Consider the following 23382-nt stretch of genomic DNA (forward strand, 5'->3'; position numbering starts at 1 on the left):
GTGTTGGCAGTTAGGCCAGGATGATAGTCAGGAGGAGTCAGCATGGCGTCAGAGCCTTTAAGGCCTGAAAATTCAAAGCGTTCGCTGAGCATGCGGGTCAGCAAACTGATCCTGATTCAGCTGGAGCGAGGTAAGGTCGGGGTAGAGACCGTGGCCGGTCAACTGAATATGAGCCGGTACACGCTGCATAAAAAGTTGCGCCAGGAGGGGCTCACGTTTGCGGCATTGCTGGAGCAGGTGCGCAGGGAGCAGGCAATCGCGTATATGAAGGATAAGTCCAAGCCGCTGGTGGAAATTGCCGAGCAGCTTGGGTTTTCTGAACTCAGCGCATTCAGCCGGGCGTTCAAGCGCTGGATGGGAACGCCGCCGGCTGAATACCGTTCTCTCCGGTTGTCCTGATCAGACTTTTTTGAAGATCAGGGTGGCGTTAGTACCGCCAAAACCGAAGCTGTTGCTCATCACCAGATCCAGATTCTGGTTGTCCAGGCGTTCGCGCACGATGGGGTAGCCTTCGGCTCCTTCGTCCAGCGTCTGGATATTGGCTGAGGGCGCAATAAAGTTCTCCCGCTGCATAATCAGGCTGTAGATGGCCTCATGCACACCGGCTGCACCCAGGGCGTGTCCGCACAGGGGTTTGGTAGAGCTCAGTGGGGGAATTTGGTCGCCAAACGTTTCCTTGAGAGCTTTCAGCTCGGTTACATCACCGGCCGGCGTACTGGTGCCGTGGGTGTTGATGTAGTTGATCTCGCCGTCAATGTTGGCCATGGCCTGCTTCATGCAGCGAATGGCACCTTCACCGCTTGGGGCGACCATGTCGGCACCGTCGGAGGTGGCCCCGAAGCCGACCAGTTCTGCCAGAATAGTCGCGCCGCGGGCTTCCGCGTGCTCCAGCGCTTCCAGCACCAGTGCGCCGCCACCACCGGAAATGACGAACCCGTCCCGGTCGGCGTCGTAAGTGCGTGAGGCCTGTTCTGGGGTGTCGTTGTATTTCGTCGACAGGGCGCCCATGGCGTCAAACATCAGGCTGAGAGTCCAGTGAATGTCTTCTCCGCCGCCCGCAAGCATTACGTCCTGGCGGCCCAGGGCGATCTGGTCTGCGGCGTGGCCAATGCAGTGGGCACTGGTGGCGCAGGCAGATGTAATACCGTAGTTGATACCGGTAATTCCGAAGGCGGTGGTAATGGATGCGTTGATGGCGCTGCCCATGGTGCGGGGCACGCGGTATGGGCCAACCCGGCGAATGCCTTTGTCGCGGTGGGTATCGATGGCATCGAGCAGTTCCACGGTGGATGCGCCACCAGTGCCAAACACGGCGCCAGTGGTGTTGGCGCGTAACTGTTCGTCGGTCAGACCGGCCTGCTCAATCGCTTCCCGGGCGGCCAGATAGCTGTAGCCGGCTGCAGGGCACATGAAACGCAGGATTTTCCGGTCGATCAGCTCCGACAGGTTCAGGTCGATTTTCCCGGCGACATGGCTGCGCAGGCCGTTATCCCGGGCTTCCTCGCTGAATGCGATGCCAGAGCGGGATTCCCGCAGGGATTCGGCCACTTCTTTCTGGTTGGTTCCAAGGCTGGAGATAATCCCCATGCCAGTAACTACAACGCGACGCATTGTGCTAACTCCTAAAAGTCATCAGTAGAGGTGAACAGGCCAACCCGCAGATCTTTGGCGGTATAGATTTCCCGCCCGTCCACTTCCATACGGGCATCGGCAATGGCCATGGTCAGTTTCCGACGGATCATTCGCTTGATGTCGAGATAGTAGGTGATCTTCTTGTGTTCAGGCAGTACCTGTCCGAAGAATTTCACTTCCCCCGCACCAAGGGCGCGACCTTTGCCTTCGCCGCCACTCCAGGCCAGGAAAAAACCGACCAGCTGCCACATGGCATCCAGACCCAGGCAGCCCGGCATTACCGGATCGCTATCAAAATGCACTTTGAAGAACCAGAGGTCCGGGTTGATATCCAGCTCGGCAACCAGGCTGCCTTTGCCGTGTTCACCGTCGTCTGCGGCGATGTGGGTAATGCGGTCAACCATCAGCATTTCGTCGATGGGCAGGCGCATGGCACCGGGGAACAGTTCACCGTGGCCGCAGCGAATCAGGTCTTCTTTATCAAAGTGGTCAGGGTACATATTGCCTGTGTCTCTGTTGCAAAATGATTTCTTCTACTTTAGCGCCTGTTCCGTGAACGGCTATTGACCTTTAGTGGATGATTGAGCGAGTTAAGTTCCCCGGGCCCCCTTCGGTCAGGCTGGTTGATGGTGATCAAGGTGGGTTGGGGTATGGCCTGATACTTTCGTCGAATGCATGGCAGAGCAATGAAAGGAGGGGCGATGTCCGGGGATACGGGGGCCATTGAAGGTCAGGTCTGGCTGGTGGGGGATCGGGTGTTTGTTCAGTTGGAGCGCTGGCTGGAGCACTCCCCGGAAACGGTGTGGAGAATGCTGACCGATTCTGGGCATCTGGCGCAGTGGCTGGCCCCGGGGGCGCTGGAGGCGCGCGAAGGTGGGCGTGTTCAGCTGGACTTTGGAAACAGTGGTATGCCGATTGATTCCACTGTTGTTGCCTGCCGCCCCGGGGAGCTGCTGTCGTATTCCTGGAGTTCCGGCGACAGGCCGGAACGGCCGCTGTCCTGGGCGTTGATGCCGACGGAGACTTCGACCCGGTTACGACTGACACTGTCATTGCCGGAGAATGATCTGGTTCCTATTGCCTGCGCCGGATGGGATGCCCATCTGGAAATGCTGGTGGCAGCGCTTGAAGGCATCAGCATTCATTTTCCAGCCGAACGCTTTCGGGCTGCTCGCGTGTATTTTGAACAACTCAGGGAAGAAGCGCGCTCGGTCTGAACGGCTTTCCCTGATTTTCCTCCAGATTCCGGCCAGGGTGCACCCAAGCTGGATTACAGGTGTGAGTCAGCCTTCTCGGCCATCGGCTCGTGGGCTGGCCAGAATCCCGGTGTAACGCAGCAGGAACAGGCCGTAGGCCAGCATCCAGAGCAGGGTGCTGGTGCCGATTCCCGGGTGCCATGGAATGAGGTTGAATGCAGTGAACACCCGGACCAGGGCGGCCAGTTGTATTGCAACGAACGCCAGCACCATACCTTTTGGCAGAGTCAGTGGCCGCCCGGTATGCCCCAGAGAAACTCTGGCAATGACGCCGAGAATCAGGCCGCCAATGGCGCCAGTCCCCGCCGCGTGGCTCCAGGCGTTGCTGGGCCAGCCGACCAGCAGCGACCCGGCCAGCAGGAGCAGAGCCGCGGGCACCCAGAGGATCGACAGGTGCAGAATCCAGAGCAATGGATCTTTGCGCACTCGCCAGCCTTTCCAGTGATACAGGCGAATCAGCATCAGCATTGATGCGATCACCGCAATGAGGGCCGTCACGGTTGGCCACCCTGTGACCATGGATGTCATCAGCAGGATCATGGCGAACAGGGTTGCCATATCCAGTGCGGGAATCATTCTGACCGCGTTGGCGTCGCCACCGCGCTGGCGCAGCCAGCCAGCCGTAAAGGCCGGGGTGATACGGCCACCGATGATGCTGATTAATGCCATGGCCATGATCAGGGCGCCGTAGCTGAAGGCCATGTCCTGGCGGGTAACAAATCCGATCTGCATCAGCCAGAGCAGGCCGAGCACCACCAGAATCATAAGTTGTCTTTTCTGTTGTGCTTTCCAGATTCTCCACCCGGCGTCGATCATCACCAGAGGCAGAAACATCAGGTTCACGCCTTGTACCAGCCATTCCGGGAGGCTGCCACCGAATGCCAGTAACAGTCGGCCGGCCAGCCACACACACCATAGTCCCGCCAGCATTGCACCATGGGTTCGGTTGGTTTGGGTCCAGACACAAACGGCGGTCAACAGAAAGCCGGCAATCGCCGCCGACAGGAAGCCAAAGAGCATTTCATGCTGATGCCAGAGCAGTGGCGGCAGGGCAAGCGGTAACTGAAGGGTACCAGTGACTTCCAGCACCCAGACCGGAATCACCACGAGCGCCAGCAGGCTCATGGACAGAAAAAATATCCGGAACGGGTAGTTGAAAAGCTGACCGAGGCTGGCAGACGCCTGTTCAGGAGAAGTGGGTATGGCCTGCATAGATGTCTCCCATATACATGTATTTTGAGTATATGTTAAGCCTTCAGGCCCGCATTAACCATACCTGCTTGGGGGTAGTTTGCGTACAATGGCTGCAAACTGTTTATTCACAAAGGAACTTCCATGACGTCGTACATGATTCTGAAGCACCTGCACATGACCACCGCTTATCTGACCATCACGCTGTTTGCCCTCAGGCTGCTACTGGATGCGGTGGGGCGCCCGGGCTGGCGCCAGACGCCTTTGCGTTTTATTCCTCACATTAACGATACGGTTCTTCTGGTGGCGGCGATTGCGCTGGTGTTTGTCGCGGGTTATGCCTCGGCTATGCCAGGATGGCTGATTACCAAGATCGTCCTTTTGATTGGCTACATCTTGGCGGGCGTGTTCGCGCTGAAAACCACCGTAAGCAAGCCCGTTCGCATTGTGGCGGCGGTACTTGCTCTGGTGCAGGTGAGTGCCATTTTCCATCTGGCCATGGCCAAGCCGTTCTGACTCAGCGTTGATCGCTGATCTGCTTCGTCAGTTCCTGTAGCTGTTCCTGAACAGCTCGGAGCTGACGGGCAATTTCATCCCTCTCATCATGGGCTTTCTGGGCCTCTCGCGCATTCTGCTCCTCGCTCATCACCTCCAGAATCGCGCCGATCATCATGTTCAGGAACACAAAGGCCGTCAGGAAGATAAAGGTCAGGTAGTACAACCAGCTCATGGGATAGTCTTCCATGGTGGCGTACATTACGTCGGTCCAGTCCTCGAAGGTGGCCACCCGGAACAGGGTGAGCATAGCTATGGCAACATCGCCCCAGAGCACTTCATCTACACTGGCGAAGAACATGGAACCCATGGCCGCGTAGATGTAGAAGATGATGAACATCAGCAGGGCGATGTAGCCCATGCGTGGGATGGCTTTGAGCAGGGAGTTGATCAGGAAGCGGAGTTCCGGAACCACCGAGACCAGTCGAAGTACCCGGAAGACCCGCAGCAGCCGGCCGAGCAGCACGGCTTCGGAATTGTCGAGGGGAATCAGGCTGCCGATCACCACGATGGTGTCGAACAGGTTCCAGCCATCCATGAGGAATCGGCGCTTGGTGGAGCAGGCAGCGAACCGGAACAAGATTTCAACCAGGAAAAACAGGGTGATGGCATTGTCCATAACCGACAGGCTTTGTTCGACCAGCGGCGGAAGGTCGTAGGTCTTTGCGCCGATGGTCAGGGCGGACAGAATGATAATGGCGATAACAACAGTCTGAAATACTTTGCTCGACTCAATACGCTTGAGCTGGGCAAAACTGCTGGCAGGGTTCATGTCCATGGACATTACGACGGCTCCGGGGAAATTGAAACGCGGCAATTCTAAAGTGCCGGAGCCCTAGGTGGTAGTTCTGTGGCGTGGGTTTAATCTGCTTGTCCGAGGATGTGATGCCATTCCCTGTTGCTCACAGGCATTACCGACAGGCGGCTGCCTTTGCGTACCAGAGGAAGATCGCAGAGTTCGGGCATGGCTTTGAGTTGATCAAGGGGGATCAGCCTTGGCAGTTTGCGTTCAAATTGCATATCGACGGCTTGCCAGCGAGATTTCTCAGGTGTGCTTTTAGGGTCGTGGTAGGGCGATTCCGGGTCGAATTGGGTTGGGTCCGGGTAGGCGCTTTTCACCACGCGCACGACACCGGCGATGCCGATGTGTTTGCAGCTTGAGTGGTAGATGAAAACGTAATCTCCTTCCTGCATTTTGGCCAGGAAGTTGCGGGCCTGATAGTTGCGCACGCCATCCCAGGGAATCACGCCTTCCGGCGTTTTAGCGAAATCGTCGATACCACATTCCGAAGGTTCGGTTTTTACCAGCCAATACGCCACCACTGGTGCTCCCTTGAGTTTATGTTTTGCCAGTATACAAAAAGCCTGAAGGCGGGGGGTACGGTATGGCCATCGCCATTGGTTTCCATATTACCGGCTAGGGCGCTGTTTGGAGGCTCCGCCTGCCCCGGGGCGATTGTGAGGATAAAACAGGTGTGAAGCGGCAAGTTCCGGCAGATCTGTTTGTTCTGACTGGGCCGCCCACTCCACCCGCTCGGCCTTTCGGATGGCATAGTGCATCCAGGCCAGGGCCGCCAATACGATAATGAACATCAGCATAAAACAACTTTGCCAGATGCCGGTGATGTCATTCAGAACACCGAACGCCAGTGGCAGAATGAAACCACCAATACCCCCTACCATGCCAACGACACCACCCACGGCGCCCACATGCTCCGGGTAGTACACGGGAATGTGCTTGTAGACTGCGGCCTTCCCCAGTGACATGAAAAAACCGAGGGTAAACGTCAGCATTACGAACATTGGCAGACTCATAGTAAGGGTAAAGCTGATGTCTCCTTCCATTCCGTGGATCACGTAGCGGGTAGGGGGGTAACTGAGCAGGAACGTGCAGCCCATGGATGCGAAAAAGGTCCAGTACATGACTTTCCGGGCGCCGTATTGGTCGGCCAGCCAGCCGCCGAGTACACGAAACAGCGAGGCTGGAATCGTATAAAGAGCGGCTATCATGCCGGCTGTTTTGATGTCCAGGCCGTACACACCCATCAGGAAATGGGGTAACCAGAGCGCAAGCGCCACAAAGGCGCCGAACACAAAAAAATAGTACAGGGCAAAGCGCCACACTCTTAGCTCTCTCAGTGGGGCCATTTGTTCTGCAAACGACGTCTGTTCAGCGTTGCGTCGCTGTTCGGACAACGGGTCGGTTTTTGCCATGAACAGAAACAAAACGCCCATGATGGCCAGAATGGTGGCGTAGATCTGGGCGGTCTTCTCCCAGCCAAAGGCAACCAGCAGAAACGGCGCACCAAAATTGGTGACGGCGGAACCCACATTGCCAGCACCGAAGATGCCCAGAGCGGTGCCCTGTCTGGCTGGTTCAAACCAGGCGGCCGTATAAGCGACACCCACAATGAAAGCGCCACCCGCGAGCCCCACCCCCAGAGCGCCTGCCAGCATCATGGCATAGGTTGTGGCAAAGGTCAGAAGGTAGACGCAGGCGGCGGTCGTCAGCATCAGGATGCCGAAGACCCGCCGCCCGCCGTAGCGATCTGTCCAGATGCCCAGAAACAGCCGACTGACGGACCCAGTAAGAATGGGCGTGGCCATGAGCAGCCCCAGTTCGGTATCCGACAGGCCAAGCTCTTCGCTGATGCGGATGCCAATGATGGAGAAAATGGTCCAGACCGCAAAACAGAGCGTGAAGGCGAACGTAGAGAGGCCCAGAGCGCGGTATTGCTCGGCTTTGGCGGGCTGGGTGGTCATGGGCTCTCCTGATCAGGGGCTTTCCTTTATAAACCATATCAAAAACCTGTTTTTCGGGGCTGGCGCATTGGAGGTACCTCATGCTGGGTGGAAAAGAGGTAGGTCAATGGTCACTCTCGCTGTAAAGGTGATATTTACTGGCTTTCTCTGGTGGGGTAGGCCGGGGCAGGCTTGATGAACGTCAATTATGGCGGGTGAGTGCTGTGGGGTAATGCTGACCGATATCAACGTAAAAACCTCCGTCCGGGGGTACTTGATACCGGGAGAATCCCATGAAGATCATGATTGCCTACGACGGTTCCCGAAACGCAAAACTGGCGCTGGCTCAGACCATCACCATGTTTCGCGGACTGGAGCCGGAACTCACTCTGGTGGCGGTGGCTGAAAACCCCCGCGACATCACTTCGGGAAATGAAGACTTGTTTCAGCAGGAAGTGGGTGAGCTGAAGCAGCATCTGCAACAAGCTCTGGAGGTGTGCGAGCGTGAGCGGGTCATCGCCGAGAGCTTGATGCTGGAAGGCGATGCCCGAAAGAGCCTGTTGTTTGCTGCAGAAAAAAAGGTGCGGCCAGACATGCTGGTGATTGCCCGGCATAGCCACGAGCCGGATGGCGGGTTCATTGCCCGGTCACTGACCTATTTCGTGGATGAACTGGATTACATGACCTTTGGCAGCGTCAGTTCATTTCTGGCACGGCGTATCCAGTGCCCACTGTTGATCCTGCCGAGCCACTGATGGCCGTTTCCATTCTGTTATCCCCGGGAGACCGAAATGAAAGTCGCTGATGTATTCCGCGTACGGAATCCGGAGATCAGAGCTCTGCATCTGACCTGGATTGCCTTTTTTATCACCTTCTATGTCTGGTTTAACATGGCGCCGCTGGCATCCAGCATGCTGAAAAGTGTGGACTGGCTGACCAAGGACGACCTGCGCCTGTTCGCCATCTGTAACGTTGCGCTGACCATTCCTGCCCGCATTATTGTCGGTATGGCCCTCGACCGTTTTGGCCCGCGCCGGGTGTTTTCAGTGTTGATGGTCGTGATGGCCATACCGGCGTTGGTGTTTGCTTTCGGTGACACCATGGCGCAGTTACTGGTCAGTCGCCTGGTGCTGAGTTCCATCGGAGCCAGTTTTGTGGTGGGTATTCACATGACCGCGATGTGGTTCAAGCCTAAGGATATCGGTTTTGCCGAAGGCTTCTACGCCGGATGGGGGAACTTTGGTTCCGCAGCGGCGGCTATGTCATTGCCGACGATCGCGATTACCCTGTATGGGGGGGAGGACGGCTGGCGTTGGGCCATTGCCCAGAGTGCCATTGTGATGGCGGCTTATGGCATCTATTACTGGTTTGCCATTACAGACGGCCCCGCCGGTACCGTGCATCGCAAACCGCGTAAGGCCGTTGCCCTGGAAGTAAGCACCTGGGGTGATATGGTCAAACTGATCCTCTGGACGATCCCCCTTGTGGGCGTCCTGGCGATTCTGGTTTGGCGCATCCAGAACATGGGGTATCTGTCTGCGACCGGGGCGGCCATCTGCTACGCCATCATTTTTGCCATTGTCTGCTACCAGATAGTGCAGATCCTGAGAGTGAATGTGCCCATCCTGAAAAAAGGCGTGCCGGAGGATGATAAATATCCGTTCAACAGCGTGGCGGCGCTGAACAGTACGTACTTCGCGAATTTTGGCGCCGAGCTGGCGGTGGTTTCCATGCTGCCGATGTTTTTTGAGGAAACCTGGAGTCTGAGCGCAACCGCCGCGGGCCTGATTGCCGCCTCCTTTGCATTTGTGAACCTGATGGCCCGGCCAATGGGCGGGCTGGTGTCCGACCGGATGGGCAACCGCCGTTTTGTGATGCTCAGCTATATGTTTGGCATTGCGGTGGGTTTTGGTCTGATGGGGCTTCTGGACTCCAATTGGCCGCTGATTGTGGCGGTGTCGATTACCGTGTTCACCTCCTTTTTTGTGCAGGGAGCTGAGGGCGCCACCTTTGGGATAATCCCTTCCATCAAACGCCGGCTGACCGGGCAGATCTCTGGTATGGCGGGGGCATACGGTAACGTGGGGGCGGTGGTGTATCTGACCATCTTCACTTTTGTAACGCCAACTCAGTTCTTTTTCATTATCGCGGCCGGGGCGTTCATCAGTTGGGTGTTGTGTGTCCTGTGGCTGAAAGAGCCTGAAAGTGGCTTCTCGGAGGAATACCACGTGTCTTCTGTGGATCTTCAGATTGAAGAGGAGGAGCGCCAGCGGCTGGCAGGTCAGGCCGCCAGATAGAAGCTAGGCAGCCTACCCACAAGGCAGACTACCCGCCGGGGTTGATCCCGGCGGGTTTTTTCATGCGTGTTGATAAGGGGGGGCATAAAAAAGTCAGCCCTTTTGAGGCTGGCAAACAGAGGTCGGATGGCCGGACTCGTGCGGTTACGGGTTCTTGATGTAGGCGTTCTTGCGGAGATAGAACCACCAGTTAACCACCAGGCAAACTGCATAGAACACAGCGAATCCGTACATGGCCACTTCCGGTGTGCCGGCCTGGATCTCCTGCCCCATCACCCGGGGTGCGATGAAGGCACCGTACGCGGCGACGGCAGAGGTCCAGCCCAGTACCGGGCCCTTCTGCTGCTGGTTGAAGATGAAACCAATGCTGCGGAAGGTGGAGCCATTGCCAATACCGCTGGCGGCGAACATCACAATGAACAGGATCAGGAACAGGGCAAAGTAGCTGTTCGGATCCGTTGAGTTGTAGGCCAGCATCATCACGTAGCCGGTGGCAACGGAGGCGACGACCATCACCACTGAGATGACCTGGGTGACAATGGAGCCGCCCAGCTTGTCAGAAATCCATCCGCCAACCGGGCGGATCAGGGCGCCGACAAACGGCCCCATCCAGGCCCAGGTCAGAGCGCTGGGCGCATCCGGATTGACCACCCGAGTCATGGTGCCATCGGCACCTACTTCCATCATGTTGCCGAAAATGACGCTGATGGACAGGGGCAGGGCGGCAGAAAACCCGATGAATGAGCCGAAAGTCAGAATGTAAAGCACGGTCATGGACCAGGTGTGCTTGTTGCTGAAAATGGCAAACTGGTTCTTGATGTTGGGCTTGATATTACCGGGGATCAGCCTGAGCAGCACCACGGTCAGTACGATGGTGATGGGCAGGGCCAGCCACATATTCATGACTGACAGGGCCCAGACGCCGGCAATAGAGGTCAGCAGGCCAACGCCATAGAGGCCAAGAATCTTGCCGAAGGCCGACATCGAGCTGCCCGGGTTCGGAGTCACCACCTTGAGGTTGTTCATGCCGAACCAGCCCGCGAAGGCAAGCGGAATCAGGAACAGCAGCCAGATGAAGCCGGCATTCTGGATCCAGGTGTCGGTACCTGCCTCAATGCGGCCGATCAGGGTGCCGCTGGGGCTTTGCAGCTGCATAGGGTCACCGGCAAGGGCGCCGAACACACCGACGGTCATCACCAGGGGAATCAGAATCTGCATGGCGGTCACGCCGAAATTACCCAGGCCCGCGTTCATGCCCAGCCCGTAACCCTGTTTGCTCTTGGGATAAAACGCGCTGATGTTGCTCATGGAGCAGGCAAAGTTACCACCACCAATACCGGACAGCAGCGTCAGTGCCTGGAACACGATGAACGGTGTATCCGGGTTCATCAGGGCGACACCGGTGCCGAACGCCGGGATCATCAGCAAGGCTGTCGTCAGAAAAACGGTATTGCGACCGCCGGCAATCTTGATCATGAACGAAGCCGGAATTCGCAGGGTTGCGCCGGACAAACCGGCAATGGCCGTTAGTGTGAACAGCTGTTCAACGGTGAAAGAAAAACCCAGGTTTTTCATCTGGGTGGTGATCATTCCCCACATTAGCCAGATGGCGAATCCCATCAGCAGGCTGGGAATGGAAATCCACAGGTTGCGGGAGGCGACTTTCTTGCCTTCCCGCTCCCAGAATTCTTTATTTTCGACATCCCAGTGTTCAATATCGGCGTTGGTTTTTGCCATGGTTAAGCTCCTCGTTTTCTCGACCCGGAGCCACCGGATGCAGTGGCTGTCACGGCGTTGGGGTCATTTTGCAAACGAGGCGAGTGGTTCAATCCTGTTAAATATCAAGGAAGGTTACAGGGAATATGATCTCGTAAACCGGCTGGTTTCTCAGCTGGTTTGAAACGTTTTTTAACCCTTTTAAAACAATTGGTTATGTTGGTGGTACGCTGGAGGTAGTAGTTGCCTTTCGAGTTGGCGCAGTGGAGGTAGCCAATCATTTCCGGGGCTTGTTGGGGGCCGCACCGGGCTTTTGAACGCGAGGATAGAGCGCGAGTAGCTGGCCGGCGACGCCTGTAAAGGTCAGGCCCCAGCAGCCGGCGGATAACCACAGAAGCTCAGGTTGTGAGTAAGGTGAGGCACCCGCCAGGTAGCGGCTGATGGTGGCGGCTGCGATCAGAACCGCGATGGTGATAACTTGCCAGGCTGGCGGAAATGTCCGGCGTGCCCGCTGCCAGGCCAGTCGAAGCATCACGCTCCCCGAGAGTGTCCCCAGCGCTCCGACAACAATCAGGTGCAGCGAGGGAAGAACCGGCCGTCCGGTCAGCAGGTGCCCGCCTGCGAACGCCGCGCCGATGGCCAGCCACAGATAGCCAAGGGCCAGCACCAGCAGGTCGGGCCGGTTGCTGCAGTGCCAGAGCTTCCAGCGGACAATCCGGGTAACTACCAGCGCGCTGGCTGAGGTAAGAAGAAGTCCGGCCAGCTGTTTGGTGGTACTGAACAGCATCAACGCCATGGCGATCGGCAAGATGATCAGCAGCACCCCTTCGATGTGTGGTTGTATCCGGGCTTGCAGAGGAATATCCCGTTTTTCCAGCGTACCGGCCACGGCCGGCGCAATAATCCTTCCGCCCATAAAAATCATCAGTAATAGCAGGCCCACGATGGTGGTTTGGAGCAGGCGGCGGGTGTCTGGCAACGGCAGTCCGGATTGTGTCAGAAAATAGATCAAAGCCATCAGGCAGAGCACGAGAATCAGCGGGCCGGCAATTTTGTTGCGCCATTTCTTGGCGGCCTGAAACCGAGGCACCACGTGCCATGCCAGCAGCAATGCAAAAGCCGGGCTGAGCAGTTGGGCGACGATGGTGTCGGGTGCCAGCAGCCAGGCAAGCCGGGCCGATAACCAGAGCCCAAAGAGTGGAGCCAGTATGCGCTGGGGTTGTGAGCCGAGCGTGTAACCGGCAATCAGTGCCAGGGCGAAACCAAAAATCAGCTCATGGCCATGGCCGGCGCCAATCAGCCCGGGTGGCCAGCCAGAGCCGGATAGCACCGCGTAGATAGACAGGGGAACCACCACAGCGGCCCAGAGCGATGCCGCCGGAAAGAACAACCAGAACGTATGGATGGGCTTGTGGGGCCTGGTAGCCATCGTCCGCTCTCCGGCAGGGGGGAGAATGCTCGTAGTCATCTGCTGACGTTGAAGCCGGTGTGGTGATCCACTAAAAGTGAGATTAAGAGAGCATGATACAGGTGGACACCATGGCAAGGACACAACTCCTGAGCTTGCCGTTCTATATGCTGTGCGGCAATACGCCAAAATAAATGGCGCTGAAATGGCAGGCGCTGCCGCCGATCACAAAGAGATGCCAGATCGCATGCATGTACGGAATGCGGTCAGCCAGGTAGAAGGCCACGCCGGCGGTGTAGACGATACCTCCGGCAATGGTCAGTGTCAGGGCGGTTTCGCTGAGACTGGCCACCAGGTCAGATGATGCGAAGGTGATCAACCAGCCCATGGCGATGTAAATGCCCACTCGAATGAGTTTAAACCGATTCTTGAAGATGACTTTCAGGATGACACCGGTCAGCGCCAGCGACCAGATCACGGCAAACAGCGTCCAACCCGTCGTGCCGCGCATGTTGACGAGCAGGAAAGGGGTATAGGTTCCTGCGATCAGAATAAAGATCGCGCAGTGATCCAGAGTTTTGAAGGCGGTCTTCAGGCGGGGGTGACGGACGCCGTGGTAAAGGGCTGATGCCAGATAAAGCAGGATCAGTGAGGCACCGAATACGCTGAAACTGATGATTTTCCAGATATCACCCAACTGGCTTGCCCCAATGATCAGAGCTATTGTGCCGACTACGCTGAGCAGCGCTCCCAGTCCGTGAGTCGCACTGTTGATCCACTCTTCGATCCGGTGATGGAGAGAGTCCGTCTGGCTGTGATTCATGGTGTGGGTTTTACCTTGTCTGGAAATTGCGATACAACGAAAGTATAGGGTATTTCAGCGTACAAGTGTACGCAAACGGCGTTTGGTGAATATTCTGTGACTTTGTTCAGAAAAACTGATGAACCTGCCGTAAAACTTCCGTTTTTTTATCCGGACAGAACCCGTTACGATTCGCGGCATTGAACGCAAACACAGGAGATTGTTGCGATGGCGAAAGTTCTGGTTCTTTACTATTCAATGTACGGTCATATCGAATCTATGGCGAACACGGTTGCCGAAGGTGCGCGCGGTGTGGAAGGTGCCGAGGTTGTCGTGAAGCGAGTGCCGGAAACCATGGCTGATGAGGCTTTCCTGAACGCCGGGGGTAAGTCTGACCAGGCGGCTCCGGTGGCCGACCCGAAAGAACTGGCTGACTACGATGCCATCATCTTCGGCACGCCTACCCGCTTCGGTAACATGGCGGGGCAGATGCGCACGTTTCTGGATCAGACCGGCGGGCTTTGGGCGGAAGGTAAGTTGTTTGGCAAGGTTGGCAGTGTGTTTACATCAACCGGGACTGGGGGTGGTCAGGAAATGACCATTACCTCTTTCTGGACATCGCTTGCCCATCACGGCATGGTGCTCGCGCCCATTGGATACGGTACACCTGAATTCTTCGATATTTCTGAAGTGAACGGTGGCACCCCCTACGGCGCCTCTACCATTGCCGGTGGTGATGGCAGTCGTCAGCCGAGCAATAAGGAGCTGGCCATTGCCCGTTTTCAGGGTAAGCATGTGGCAGAGTTGGCGATCAAGCTGCACGGCTGACAGAGCCCGGGAGTGGCTCAGGGTATTGGCGGCGGGCAGGGTTCCGCCGCTTTTTCAGGGTTTGCCTGCTTGGTTGGCAAAGGCGGTTTTCAGGCGAGAAAACGTGGCAGGAACGACGCCTAGCCAAGAGGCCAGTTGATTGTCGGGGACCCGCTTTACCAGTTCCGGATATTCATCCATTAGCAGTTGATAGCGCTCGGGTGCCGACATGGTGTGTTTTCGATACTCGCGCATGCTGGTCAGCTCGGCGATTTCCTCCGTCAGGACCAGGGCGAACTTGTGCCACTGGCCATCTCCATAGTTCTGAATGGCAGACCGAAAGTCCGCAAAATCGGCGACCCAGACGGTCGCTGGCAAGACGCTGGTCAGGCAAAGTGTGTTGCGGACTGTGCGACTTCGGCCAAAGACGGGCCAGATCAGATCGCCTTCTGAGAAAAAGTGGTGAATCGCCACCTTCCCTGAGGAAGACTCCCTGAACAGTCGGAGAACCCCATGCTGGATCAGGTAGACATGGCGCCACGGCTGGTCGTGTTTTTCCAGAGGGGTTTCCGGCTCTACCCGGTGTTGTTGAAACAGGTTCGCCAGAGTGTCGAGAAAGCGGGCCTCGGGATGATCCTGGTTGGCATTCAGACAAATGCCAAACGCATGACTGAGGCCGTTCAGGAGGGCCACCTCGGCGGGAGCGACGCTGTACTGGATGAGGTCGTTGTTACTTTCCCCCAACAGGCACGGTGCAGAGGCCACCGCGGGCCTGAAACTGCTGTTCATATGTTGACCCCGACTGCATTAGCGTAGGCCAATTATCCTACCATGAAAGCAATATCCGAAATGACTTAAACGATTAAGCATATGTTATTGAGTCGATAAGGGTCAGTGACTGGTGCCTTCCTCATAGTTGATTTTGTTCCAGACGTTGTACTTACCGGAGGGCTTCTTCATGGGAAGTCGTTTTTCTTCCTCAAGGGTATCGGCGTCATAGACAATGATGGCGCCGTCATTGTCCCAAATGCTCAGGAGTAGCTTTTCGCCATAACGGTCAAATTCCACGTGGGCGGCCACTTTGCCGGGTTCCGGTTGCAGAGTTCTGACAATTTCCAGAGTTTGTTTATCGATAATGTGCACTTTGTCGGCGTTGGGGCCAAAGAACACGTCTGCCCAGGCATAGCGGGAGTTTTCATGGCTGCGCATGAAGAACCCGGGGCCCTCGGTTTTCAGCGTCTTGATGACTTGCCAGGTGTCCATATCAATGATGGATATGGCGCCGGCACGGAAGTGGGGGGTGGCCATTACCCGGCGGCCTTCGTACTCCCAGGTAATGCCGGAGCCCAGGTGTGGCATGCCGGGCAGAGGAAGTTCTGCCGTGGTTTGGCCGGTATCCAGATCGATCACAACGCCGTGTTTTCCGTCCCGGGCAGCGCCGATCAGGTGTCGGTAGCCCGGGTCGAAGAAGAAGTCGTCGAGCAGGGTGTCGGTGGTCATGCGGCGGACTTTGGCTTCACCGTTTTCCACAGCGATTTCCCAGGCCTCTGGCATGTCTTTCAGAGCGGCGATAAAGCTGCCTCTGGGCGGCGCAGTGTAGACCGCGCTGACTCGCGAGCTGTCTCCGGCGTCGTTTTGAACAGGGATAAAGTCCAGCATGTCCAGATTCCTGGCATCGAACAGCACCATGGAATGAGGAAGATAATTAGCCGCCAGGACGTAGTTGCCGTCAGCAGAAACTGCAATGTTGCGCATGTTGATGCCGGCACGAACTTCCGCCACCACTTTCAGGTTGTAGATATCGTATTTGGTAATCCAGCCATCCCGGGAGCCGAAGTATACATAACGGCCGTCCGGGCTGTATTTCGGCCCGCCGTGCAGGGCAAAGCGGCTGGGGAACCGATGAATGGGCTCCAGCTTGTCGCCATCAAGCAGGGTGACGTGATGATCACCGATTTCCACCACCAGGAACAGGTTCATCAGGTCCGCCTCAAACACCGGCTTATCCGGCAGCGAACCCTGGGGGTGAGAGACTTCCTGACTACTGCGGATTTCCGCTTCGCCCCATTTCAGTTCATGGCTCGGGGGCTGATAGATGAAGTCAGTCAGTGCGGCGATCTGCTCGTTGTTGAGCAGAGTTTGATAGCCTCCCATCTGGGTCGCCGGACGCCCCTCACGAATCACCTGTTCAGCCTCGGACTGTTTCAGGCGCCCCAGGTTATCTGGTAACAGAGCCGGCCCCATGCCGCCGAGGCGGTCGGGCCCGTGGCAGGCTGCGCATTGCTGCAGATAAAGGGTTTCGGTGCTGATGTTTTCGGCTTGGTCGGCCTGCGCCTGGCCGCCTATCAGGGCGCCGATCAGTAGCATTGCTTTCGTCAGACTTGCTTGGGTTCGGTTCAGGGTCACCAGTTACCGCTCCAGGTTGATCAGATGTCGTCGTATCGCTCAGGCGGGGCGTCGGTTGGCCGTGGCTGCCGGTTCGGCCAGGGCGCTGTTCCAGCCGGCCTGGCCCGGACGGGCGAGTTTGTCGGCCAGTTGCACCACTTCGCCCACAATAATCAGGGTAGGGGGTTGGAAATCCTCGCGCTCAATGGTGTCCACCAGATTGTTCAGGGTTGTCACTGTCATGTGTTGCAGTGGTGTGGTGCCGCGCTCGACCAGGGCCACGGGGCAGTCTGAAGACAGACCGTGAGCGGTGAGTTCGCGAACGATAGTTGGCGCGTTGTGCAGGCCCATGTAGAACACCCTTGTCTGTCGCGGCGCTGCCAAAACCGGCCAGTTCAGTTCCAGGGTCTGGTCGGCTTTTCGGTGGCCGGTAACGAACGTTACGCTTTGGGAATAATCCCGGTGCGTCAGCGGAATGCCGCAGTAAGAGGCACAGCCTGCCGCAGACGTAATGCCAGGCACTACCTGAAAATCGATGTCGTTATCCACCAGGAATTCGGCTTCCTCACCACCCCGACCAAAAATGTACGGGTCGCCGCCTTTCAGCCGCACCACTCGCCGTTGCTTCATGGCCAGTTTTACCAGCAGTTCATTCGTGTCTTCCTGAGGCACGTAATGGCAACCGCTGGCTTTGCCCACGTGAATGCGCTCGGCTTGAGGGTTCACCAGTTCCATGATCTGAGGGGAGACCAGTCGGTCGTAAACAATGGCATCGGCCTGCTGAATCAGCATCAGGGCTCTGAGTGTAAGCAACCCCGGGTCCCCCGGACCGGCACCGACGATGGCAACCTCTCCGGCCCGCAGGGGGTGTTCCGCCAGCTGGAACTCCACCAGGCATTTTTTGCGTGGGTTTGTGGTCATGGCGTGGTTCCTTACAGGTTGTGAACCGGAATTTCGATCACCGGAGCGGCGACCCGTCGTGGAGTGTCGTCAATCACACCAATTTCCTCATTGGTGAGGTAGCAGCCCGGGTCCTCTTCCCAGAAGTCGCCGGACACGTTGTAGGCCCGTACCCGGGTGTTGCCGTTGCAAATCCCAAGATATTTGCAGCCGGCACAGCGGCCCTTCACCGGGCGTGGATGCTGTCGGAAGCCTTGCATCAACGGGTCGGAGGTTTCAGACCAGATTCTGGAGAAGGGGGTTTCCCGCACGTTGCCCAGATTGTGGTCCCACCAGAAGGTGTCCGGGTGTACCACCCCCAGGTTGTCAATGTTGGAAATGTTGACGCCGGAAGAATTACCGCCCCAGTTGGTCAGGCGCTGGGTCAGTGCATCGACCTGATCCGGGTAATGTTCCTTGGCCCATTCGATCAGGAAGGGGCCGTCTGCATCGTTGTTGCCGGTTACGTATTCCCGCTCAATACCACGCTTGAGTTCGTTGTGGCAGTGGTTGAACAGCCGGTGCATGGCATCCCGGGTCATGTCGTACCAGGCATCCCGCTTCTTGTTGCGCCGACCGCGACCGGAGTAGTTCAGGTGTGACAGGTAGAATTTATCGATCTGGTGCTCGTCCAGCATCTCCAGCATGGCTGGCAGTTCCGGGTAGTTGTCCTGCGTCAGGGTGAAACGCAGGCCCACTTTGATGCCGGCCTGTTTGCACAGGGCTACGGCGTGCATGGATTCCCGGAACGCGCCTTTTTTCTGGCGGAATTCGTCGTGGGTGGCTTCCAGGCCGTCGATACTGATGCCCACGTAGTCGTAGCCCACCCCGGCGATTTTGCCGATGTTGTCTTCGGTAATCAGGGTGCCGTTGGTGGACAGGCCCACATAGAAGCCCATGGCTTTGGCCCTATGGGAAATGTCAAAAATGTCCGGGCGCATCAGCGGTTCTCCACCTGAGAGGATCAGGACCGGTACACCGAAGGCTTTGAGGTCGTCCATCACCGTATAGACTTCCGGGGTGGTGAGTTCCCCTTTGAAGTCGATATCGGCTGAAATCGAATAGCAGTGTTTACAGGTAAGGTTACAGCGGCGGATCAGGTTCCAGATCACCACCGGACCGCTGGGTTTCGGTACCGGGTGCACCGGGGCCGGGTTCATCAGGCTCTTGATGTAGCGGGTCATGCGAAACATAGTCTTTCTCTCTCATCGGGAGTGGCTTTCTTGCCTCTCCGGGCGGGCCTTTACCGGCTCTCTGCCCTTCTAACTATCCCCCTGCGGGTGCTTCGTATCCATACCTTCAATGGAGTACTTCAGGGGGTAGGTGTTAACTCCTACCTGATTGTTTCTTCAGGCGTAAACCGGTTTTCTTCAGGATCGCCGAGCTGTACAGAATGGTGTGCCCGGAGCAGGCATCGCCCAGCACCTCACGGATCTGGGCTGCTTTGTGTTCAACCTCATCCCGGCTGATGCCATGGACCATGGCAAACAGGTTGTAGCTCCAGTACGGCAGATGCCGGGGGCGTTGATAACAGTGGCTCACAAAGGGCAGGCAGCCAACTTGGTCCCCCAGCCTGGCGATGGCGTCATCGCAGACGTCCCAGACGGTCATCCCGTTAAACTGATAACCCAGCCGGTAATGGTCCGGGACTGCGGCGACCCGGCGAATGACGCCGTTGTCCTGCATCTTCTGAAACCGTGCCAGGACTTCATCGGCTGGCATGTCCAGCTGTTTGCCCAGCTCAGCCCAGGGGTCCGAAACCAGAGGGAGTCCGGCCTGGGTGGCCACAATGAGCGCACGGTCCCGTTCGCTGAGCAGGTCAGACTTCAAAGTGGAGGTGGACATGGAACTCCTTCTCCTTGGGCATGTTGTAGACCGGGTAGCCGGTCAGGGTTTCAATTTGCTCGATGGCTTCGTTGATGCCTTCCGGGGATTCGGTGGCCAGAACAAACCACATATTCAGGTCGTGTTCCCGGCGATAGTTGTGAGCCACTTCGGGAAGCCGGTTTACGATCTCTGTCACCCGCTGAAAGGCTTCATCGGGAATCCGCATGGCGGCCAGGGTCAGACCGCCCCCCATTTCGCCAGCGTGAAACATGGGGCCAAAACGGGTCAGGATGCCCTGGGCCAATAAGGCCTCCAGATGTTGAATAAGGGTGCTTTCGGAAACCCCCAGTTCATCTGCCACGTCCTGATAGGGGGTTCGGGTCAGCGGCAGTCCGTACTGCAGACGGTTAATGATCGCGCGTTCCAGAGCTGTGAACTCGGGTTGTGGTGTTGCGGGGGCGCGATGCGTGGTGTGCTCAGTCGTTGCTGACATAGCGGCCTCCGCGCTGCAGGTAGGCTTTGTTGCTGAACAGTATGGCGTGGGCCACATCCCGGAGTTGGTGTTGGTCCATCAGTGAGTTCAGTTGCTGCAGTACACGGTCTCGGTTAATGCCGTGGATCATGCAGAACAGATTGTACGGCCACTCAGGAAGGCGTCTGGGGCGTTGATAGCACAGGGTGATGAACGGCACTGACGCCAGGGCCTGGCCTAGCTCAGCAACCTGATCGTCCGGTACGTTCCAGACGATCATGGCGTTGGCCTGATAACCCAGAGTACGGTGTCTGACGACCAGCCCCAGGCGTTTGATCAATCCCTGATGTTGCCACCGGTGGATGGCTTCCATCACTTGTTCTTCCGTCAGGCCGGTGCGCTCTGCGAGGGTCTGATAAGGACGAGGCGTGAGCGGAAGCCCCTTCTCAAGTTGCTCGCGCAGTCTCAGCAAGCCCCAGGCGCTCATGGATTCACGATCAATAAGAAAGTCATGATTCGGGCGTGTGGCGGGCAGGTTCATGGCAGAGCCTCCCAGTCGATGTCAAAGCCCAGGTCGATGTGATAGCCCTCGATCATAGGGAGTCTCAGCATGGGCAGCTGTAACTGGTGTTCCAGTTCGTCGAGTCGTTCGTCCAGAGTCTCTTCATCTGGCGCTGTCATCACGAACCAGAGGTTGTAGGCGTGCTCCCGGGCGTAATTGTGGTTTACCCCCGGGGCACGGTTAATCCGGGCAGCAACCAGGTCCATCTGGTTTTCTGGTGCTGCCACGGCAGCCAGCAGGCTGGCGCCTGCCCGGCTGTGTTCAAAAACCGGGCCGACCCGGCTGAGCACCTGGTTTTCCTGCAGGCGGGACAGTCGTGCAATGACCTCGTCTTCAGTCAGGCCCAGTTCCCGGGCCATTTCCTGATAGGGCCGTTCACAGACCGGCAGATGCCTCTGGTATCTGTCGATCAGTTGTCTGTCTGCCGCATCCAGTCTCATCAGGTTGCTCCTCTCCGGGCCGGAACCGGGGTCAGTACACGTCGTGCTGGGTGTTGTAGACGTTGAACTTGCCAGTTGGCGTAACCAGACGCTTGTCTTTGATGACTTTCTTCAACTTGCGAGTCTTGTCGTCCAGGATCACGATGGCTGATTTCTTGTCTGAGGTGTTCCAGACAGAGAACCAGACTTCGTCACCCGCGACGTTGTACTCGGGCTGAACCACACGCTTGGGTCCTTCACCAAGGTCGGCCCACTCGGCAATCGGCAGCACTTCATAGCCTTTGTCGAAGTTGTTGATGTCGAACACCGCAACACTCTGGCTGACCGCTTCGGCCGGGTTCAGAGCCGTGTCCACATACAGGTTTCTGGACTTCGGATGGGTCTTCACGAACAGAGATCCGCCACCCTGTCCGTCCACGGTTCGGACCACTTTCCAGGCTTTGTCCGGGTGGTTCTTCGGATCGGTTCCGATCATCTGGATCGTTTGGTCACCCAGGTGAGAGGTTGCCCAGACCGGACCATGCTCGGGATCTTCAAAGTTGGCGCCGCGTCCCGGGTGCGGGATCTTGCCGACATCAACGATGGCTTCGAGGTTACGGTCCTGAGCGTCAACAACGGCGATCTTGTTGGAGTTGTTGGCAGCGGTCAGGAAGTAGCGCATGCTGGAGTCCCAGCCACCGTCGTGCAGGAACTGGGCCGCGTCGATGGTGGTGATGGACAGGGCGTCCAGATCTTCGTAGTTTGCCAGCATGATCTTGCCGGTTTCTTTTACGTTGATAATGAACTCAGGGTGCGCGTGAGAGGCAACGATGGCGGCAACCCGTGGCTCAGGGTGGTATTCCTGTGTGCCAACGGTCATGCCGCGAGTGCCAATAATCTTCTTGGGTTCCAGCGTTTCGCCATCCATGATCACGAACTGTGGTGGCCAGTAAGTGCCGGCAATCGCCAGTTTGTCTTCCCAGCCTTTGTACTTGGATGTTTCAACAGAACGGGCTTCCATACCAACCTTGATCTTGGCAACGGTGTCCGGGTTTTCCATCCACAAGTCGATCATGTTGACCAACGCGTCGCGGCCAATCACAAACAGGTAGCGGCCAGAGGCAGACATCCGGGAGATGTGCACGGCGTACCCGGTCTTAATAATGTGGGCGATTTCTTTGGTGTCACCATCAATCAGGGCAATCTGGCCGGCATCACGCAGGGTCACGCTGAACAGGTTTTTCAGGTTCAGGTCGTTCATCTGCTTCTTCGGGCGGTCCTCCGGCGGAATCACAACCTCCCAGCTGGCCTTCATCTCTTCCAGGCCATACTCCGGTGGTTGTGGCGGCTCATGCATGACGTACTTGGCCATCAGCTCAACGGTGTCTTCATCAAAGTCGCCAGAGGTGAGCCAGTTGGGCATACCTGCGGGTGAGCCATAGCTGATAAAGGCTTTCAGATAGTCGAGGCCGCGTTCCTGAGTGATGTCCGGAGTCAGGGGCTTGCCGGTGGCCCCTTTACGCAGTACGCCGTGACAACCGGCACAGCGTTCGAAGTAAATCTGTTTGGCTTGTTCGAATTCGGCATCGGTCAGGTCTGGCGCCCCGGGGGAACGGACGACTTTGGCGGATGCGGCATCAACGGCGCTGGGGGTGCCTTCATAGGCCATGGTGGCCTTGTCGGGATCTTTTGGGGCGGCCTGTGCAGACATTACGCCCAACGACGTAATGGCCACGGCCAGGGCCAGTGGCTTGATCATCATGTGGGTTACTCTCATCAGGTTCTCTCCTTGGGTTCAAGAGTACTCCTAGGTTTCTCTTGTTATGGTTTATGAACCTTGATTAATGTCAGAAAAGTACAGCTTTTCAAGAGAGTACCTCGCAGGTGGTAGATGGCCTATGCCCAAAGATCAGTGGAATCCGGTATCGAATTTAATCAATATCAAGGTTATGAATTTGATGGAATTGCAGCATGGTTGCGAACCTTCAGGAGAGCGGTAATGAATAGGTCCGGTCAGGGGTTGTACTGGCAAGCAGGTCTGGCAGTAGCCATGCTGATGGCGACGGCCGGGGCAACTGCCGGTGCTCCGGAAACCGAGTCGGAACTCGCAAATTTTGTGATTCAGGATTGTGGCTCCTGCCACGGTCTGAAGCTGAAAGGCGGGCTTGGGCCTCCGCTTCGGCCCGAGGACATTGAAGCCCTGCCAGAAGCGGCGGTCGCCGCGATCATTCGTCAGGGGGTGCCGGGCACTGCGATGCCTCCCTGGAAAGCCCTGCTGACGGAGCAGGAAATTCTCTGGATCAGTCGTCAGCTGAAATCGGGAGCGTTGATCGCGCCGGAATCCGATACCTTTTGAACCCGATAAGCCTTAA

At 57.1% G+C, this 23382-nt stretch carries 25 protein-coding genes; 7 read left to right on the forward strand and 18 right to left on the reverse strand.

The genetic code is table 11. From position 1 onward, the window contains the following. Window positions 1-42: 42 nt before the first annotated feature. Window positions 43-399 (forward strand): helix-turn-helix transcriptional regulator, encoded by a 357-nt coding sequence (locus tag K325_RS0101270; RefSeq protein WP_029652435.1) that lies wholly within the window; start codon window positions 43-45, stop codon window positions 397-399. Here the strand turns inward: K325_RS0101270 and fabB are convergent, their stop codons facing one another. Further along, the gene (fabB, locus tag K325_RS0101275; RefSeq protein ID WP_029652436.1) at window positions 400-1611 is read right to left on the reverse strand and encodes a beta-ketoacyl-ACP synthase I; all 1212 of its coding nucleotides are present in this window, start codon (window positions 1609-1611) and stop codon (window positions 400-402) included. An 11-nt stretch (window positions 1612-1622) separates the two neighbouring features. After that, window positions 1623-2132: a bifunctional 3-hydroxydecanoyl-ACP dehydratase/trans-2-decenoyl-ACP isomerase gene (fabA, locus tag K325_RS0101280; protein WP_029652437.1), complete on the reverse strand. Its 510-nt coding sequence runs from the start codon at window positions 2130-2132 to the stop codon at window positions 1623-1625. 201 nt (window positions 2133-2333) lie between these two features. Here fabA and K325_RS0101285 point away from each other — a divergent pair, with 201 nt between their 5' ends. Further along, complete coding sequence (locus K325_RS0101285) at window positions 2334-2849, forward strand: SRPBCC family protein (protein ID WP_029652438.1); 516 nt, start codon at window positions 2334-2336, stop codon at window positions 2847-2849. Between the two features lie 66 nt (window positions 2850-2915). On the opposite strand, the gene K325_RS0101290 is transcribed toward K325_RS0101285, so the two are convergent. Then, window positions 2916-4100 (reverse strand): NnrS family protein, encoded by a 1185-nt coding sequence (locus tag K325_RS0101290; protein ID WP_029652439.1) that lies wholly within the window; start codon window positions 4098-4100, stop codon window positions 2916-2918. A 123-nt stretch (window positions 4101-4223) separates the two neighbouring features. Here K325_RS0101290 and K325_RS0101295 point away from each other — a divergent pair, with 123 nt between their 5' ends. Next, window positions 4224-4595 carry a SirB2 family protein gene (locus K325_RS0101295; RefSeq protein ID WP_029652440.1) on the forward strand — a complete coding sequence of 124 codons (372 nt, stop codon included), beginning with the start codon at window positions 4224-4226 and terminating at the stop codon, window positions 4593-4595. Window position 4596: 1 nt separating this feature from the next. Here K325_RS0101295 and K325_RS0101300 read toward each other — a convergent pair whose 3' ends face one another. The 3 genes from K325_RS0101300 to K325_RS0101310 all read right to left on the reverse strand — a co-directional run bounded on the left by K325_RS0101300 (window position 4597) and on the right by K325_RS0101310 (window position 7397). Next, window positions 4597-5418: an ion transporter gene (locus K325_RS0101300; protein ID WP_029652441.1), complete on the reverse strand. Its 822-nt coding sequence runs from the start codon at window positions 5416-5418 to the stop codon at window positions 4597-4599. A gap of 77 nt (window positions 5419-5495) precedes the next feature. Further along, window positions 5496-5954: an EVE domain-containing protein gene (locus tag K325_RS0101305; protein WP_029652442.1), complete on the reverse strand. Its 459-nt coding sequence runs from the start codon at window positions 5952-5954 to the stop codon at window positions 5496-5498. Between the two features lie 90 nt (window positions 5955-6044). Beyond that, window positions 6045-7397 (reverse strand): MFS transporter, encoded by a 1353-nt coding sequence (locus K325_RS0101310; protein WP_051146520.1) that lies wholly within the window; start codon window positions 7395-7397, stop codon window positions 6045-6047. Between the two features lie 272 nt (window positions 7398-7669). Here K325_RS0101310 and K325_RS0101315 point away from each other — a divergent pair, with 272 nt between their 5' ends. Together K325_RS0101315 and K325_RS0101320 are read left to right on the forward strand one after the other, a co-directional pair. Next, entirely contained in the window at window positions 7670-8131 is a 462-nt protein-coding gene (locus K325_RS0101315; RefSeq protein WP_029652444.1) for a universal stress protein, read from the forward strand. 36 nt (window positions 8132-8167) lie between these two features. Continuing rightward, window positions 8168-9673: an MFS transporter gene (locus tag K325_RS0101320; RefSeq protein WP_029652445.1), complete on the forward strand. Its 1506-nt coding sequence runs from the start codon at window positions 8168-8170 to the stop codon at window positions 9671-9673. Window positions 9674-9817: 144 nt separating this feature from the next. Here K325_RS0101320 and K325_RS0101325 read toward each other — a convergent pair whose 3' ends face one another. The 3 genes from K325_RS0101325 to trhA form a co-directional block, all read right to left on the reverse strand. After that, window positions 9818-11410 (reverse strand): MFS transporter, encoded by a 1593-nt coding sequence (locus K325_RS0101325; RefSeq protein WP_029652446.1) that lies wholly within the window; start codon window positions 11408-11410, stop codon window positions 9818-9820. A 256-nt stretch (window positions 11411-11666) separates the two neighbouring features. Further along, the gene (locus K325_RS0101335) at window positions 11667-12818 is read right to left on the reverse strand and encodes an NnrS family protein (RefSeq protein ID WP_051146521.1); all 1152 of its coding nucleotides are present in this window, start codon (window positions 12816-12818) and stop codon (window positions 11667-11669) included. A gap of 142 nt (window positions 12819-12960) precedes the next feature. Next, complete coding sequence (gene trhA, locus K325_RS0101340; RefSeq protein WP_029652448.1) at window positions 12961-13620, reverse strand: PAQR family membrane homeostasis protein TrhA; 660 nt, start codon at window positions 13618-13620, stop codon at window positions 12961-12963. Window positions 13621-13827: 207 nt separating this feature from the next. On the opposite strand from trhA, the gene wrbA reads away from it, so the two are divergent. After that, on the forward strand, window positions 13828-14427 hold the full coding sequence (wrbA, locus tag K325_RS0101345; protein WP_029652449.1) for an NAD(P)H:quinone oxidoreductase: 600 nt from the start codon (window positions 13828-13830) through the stop codon (window positions 14425-14427). Window positions 14428-14481: 54 nt separating this feature from the next. Here the strand turns inward: wrbA and K325_RS0101350 are convergent, their stop codons facing one another. From K325_RS0101350 to K325_RS0101390, 9 genes are all read right to left on the reverse strand, one after another. Next, window positions 14482-15195, reverse strand: a complete 714-nt coding sequence (locus K325_RS0101350; protein ID WP_029652450.1) for a Crp/Fnr family transcriptional regulator — start codon at window positions 15193-15195, stop codon at window positions 14482-14484. A gap of 102 nt (window positions 15196-15297) precedes the next feature. Beyond that, on the reverse strand, window positions 15298-16773 hold the full coding sequence (locus K325_RS0101355) for a cytochrome D1 domain-containing protein (protein ID WP_029652451.1): 1476 nt from the start codon (window positions 16771-16773) through the stop codon (window positions 15298-15300). Between the two features lie 78 nt (window positions 16774-16851). Continuing rightward, a complete protein-coding gene (cobA, locus tag K325_RS0101360; protein WP_029652452.1) occupies window positions 16852-17712 on the reverse strand; it encodes a uroporphyrinogen-III C-methyltransferase in 861 nt (286 codons plus the stop codon). Between the two features lie 11 nt (window positions 17713-17723). Further along, complete coding sequence (gene nirJ, locus K325_RS0101365) at window positions 17724-18923, reverse strand: heme d1 biosynthesis radical SAM protein NirJ (RefSeq protein ID WP_029652453.1); 1200 nt, start codon at window positions 18921-18923, stop codon at window positions 17724-17726. Between the two features lie 133 nt (window positions 18924-19056). Beyond that, window positions 19057-19575, reverse strand: a complete 519-nt coding sequence (gene ahbB, locus K325_RS0101370) for a siroheme decarboxylase subunit beta (protein ID WP_029652454.1) — start codon at window positions 19573-19575, stop codon at window positions 19057-19059. Next, the gene (locus K325_RS0101375) at window positions 19550-20050 is read right to left on the reverse strand and encodes an Lrp/AsnC family transcriptional regulator (protein ID WP_051146522.1); all 501 of its coding nucleotides are present in this window, start codon (window positions 20048-20050) and stop codon (window positions 19550-19552) included. The genes ahbB (K325_RS0101370) and K325_RS0101375 overlap by 26 nt, the downstream gene beginning before the upstream one ends. Continuing rightward, a complete protein-coding gene (gene ahbB / locus K325_RS0101380; RefSeq protein WP_084694140.1) occupies window positions 20034-20570 on the reverse strand; it encodes a siroheme decarboxylase subunit beta in 537 nt (178 codons plus the stop codon). The genes K325_RS0101375 and ahbB (K325_RS0101380) overlap by 17 nt, the downstream gene beginning before the upstream one ends. Beyond that, window positions 20567-21031, reverse strand: a complete 465-nt coding sequence (locus tag K325_RS0101385) for an AsnC family transcriptional regulator (protein WP_029652457.1) — start codon at window positions 21029-21031, stop codon at window positions 20567-20569. The genes ahbB (K325_RS0101380) and K325_RS0101385 overlap by 4 nt, the downstream gene beginning before the upstream one ends. 31 nt (window positions 21032-21062) lie before the next feature. Further along, window positions 21063-22787, reverse strand: a complete 1725-nt coding sequence (locus K325_RS0101390) for a nitrite reductase (protein ID WP_084694141.1) — start codon at window positions 22785-22787, stop codon at window positions 21063-21065. Window positions 22788-23009: 222 nt separating this feature from the next. On the opposite strand from K325_RS0101390, the gene K325_RS0101395 reads away from it, so the two are divergent. Further along, complete coding sequence (locus K325_RS0101395; protein ID WP_036192825.1) at window positions 23010-23366, forward strand: c-type cytochrome; 357 nt, start codon at window positions 23010-23012, stop codon at window positions 23364-23366. The last annotated feature ends 16 nt before the right edge of the window (window positions 23367-23382 follow it).

It is taken from the genome of Marinobacter daepoensis DSM 16072 (genome assembly GCF_000421165.1).
GTDB classification, from domain to species: domain Bacteria; phylum Pseudomonadota; class Gammaproteobacteria; order Pseudomonadales; family Oleiphilaceae; genus Marinobacter; species Marinobacter daepoensis.

Bases quoted from the DNA above. Each gene is read 5' to 3' on its own strand.
- K325_RS0101270 (WP_029652435.1), top strand. From the start codon at position 43: ATGGCGTCAGAGCCTTTAAGGCCTGAAAATTCAAAGCGTTCGCTGAGC.
- fabB (WP_029652436.1), bottom strand. From the start codon at position 1,611: ATGCGTCGCGTTGTAGTTACTGGCATGGGGATTATCTCCAGCCTTGGA.
- fabA (WP_029652437.1), bottom strand. From the start codon at position 2,132: ATGTACCCTGACCACTTTGATAAAGAAGACCTGATTCGCTGCGGCCAC.
- K325_RS0101285 (WP_029652438.1), top strand. From the start codon at position 2,334: ATGTCCGGGGATACGGGGGCCATTGAAGGTCAGGTCTGGCTGGTGGGG.
- K325_RS0101290 (WP_029652439.1), bottom strand. From the start codon at position 4,100: ATGCAGGCCATACCCACTTCTCCTGAACAGGCGTCTGCCAGCCTCGGT.
- K325_RS0101295 (WP_029652440.1), top strand. From the start codon at position 4,224: ATGACGTCGTACATGATTCTGAAGCACCTGCACATGACCACCGCTTAT.
- K325_RS0101300 (WP_029652441.1), bottom strand. From the start codon at position 5,418: ATGTCCATGGACATGAACCCTGCCAGCAGTTTTGCCCAGCTCAAGCGT.
- K325_RS0101310 (WP_051146520.1), bottom strand. From the start codon at position 7,397: ATGACCACCCAGCCCGCCAAAGCCGAGCAATACCGCGCTCTGGGCCTC.
- K325_RS0101315 (WP_029652444.1), top strand. From the start codon at position 7,670: ATGAAGATCATGATTGCCTACGACGGTTCCCGAAACGCAAAACTGGCG.
- K325_RS0101320 (WP_029652445.1), top strand. From the start codon at position 8,168: ATGAAAGTCGCTGATGTATTCCGCGTACGGAATCCGGAGATCAGAGCT.
- K325_RS0101325 (WP_029652446.1), bottom strand. From the start codon at position 11,410: ATGGCAAAAACCAACGCCGATATTGAACACTGGGATGTCGAAAATAAA.
- K325_RS0101335 (WP_051146521.1), bottom strand. From the start codon at position 12,818: ATGGCTACCAGGCCCCACAAGCCCATCCATACGTTCTGGTTGTTCTTT.
- trhA (WP_029652448.1), bottom strand. From the start codon at position 13,620: ATGAATCACAGCCAGACGGACTCTCTCCATCACCGGATCGAAGAGTGG.
- wrbA (WP_029652449.1), top strand. From the start codon at position 13,828: ATGGCGAAAGTTCTGGTTCTTTACTATTCAATGTACGGTCATATCGAA.
- K325_RS0101350 (WP_029652450.1), bottom strand. From the start codon at position 15,195: ATGAACAGCAGTTTCAGGCCCGCGGTGGCCTCTGCACCGTGCCTGTTG.
- K325_RS0101355 (WP_029652451.1), bottom strand. From the start codon at position 16,773: ATGCTACTGATCGGCGCCCTGATAGGCGGCCAGGCGCAGGCCGACCAA.
- cobA (WP_029652452.1), bottom strand. From the start codon at position 17,712: ATGACCACAAACCCACGCAAAAAATGCCTGGTGGAGTTCCAGCTGGCG.
- nirJ (WP_029652453.1), bottom strand. From the start codon at position 18,923: ATGTTTCGCATGACCCGCTACATCAAGAGCCTGATGAACCCGGCCCCG.
- ahbB (WP_029652454.1), bottom strand. From the start codon at position 19,575: ATGTCCACCTCCACTTTGAAGTCTGACCTGCTCAGCGAACGGGACCGT.
- K325_RS0101375 (WP_051146522.1), bottom strand. From the start codon at position 20,050: ATGTCAGCAACGACTGAGCACACCACGCATCGCGCCCCCGCAACACCA.
- ahbB (WP_084694140.1), bottom strand. From the start codon at position 20,570: ATGAACCTGCCCGCCACACGCCCGAATCATGACTTTCTTATTGATCGT.
- K325_RS0101385 (WP_029652457.1), bottom strand. From the start codon at position 21,031: ATGAGACTGGATGCGGCAGACAGACAACTGATCGACAGATACCAGAGG.
- K325_RS0101390 (WP_084694141.1), bottom strand. From the start codon at position 22,787: ATGAGAGTAACCCACATGATGATCAAGCCACTGGCCCTGGCCGTGGCC.
- K325_RS0101395 (WP_036192825.1), top strand. From the start codon at position 23,010: ATGAATAGGTCCGGTCAGGGGTTGTACTGGCAAGCAGGTCTGGCAGTA.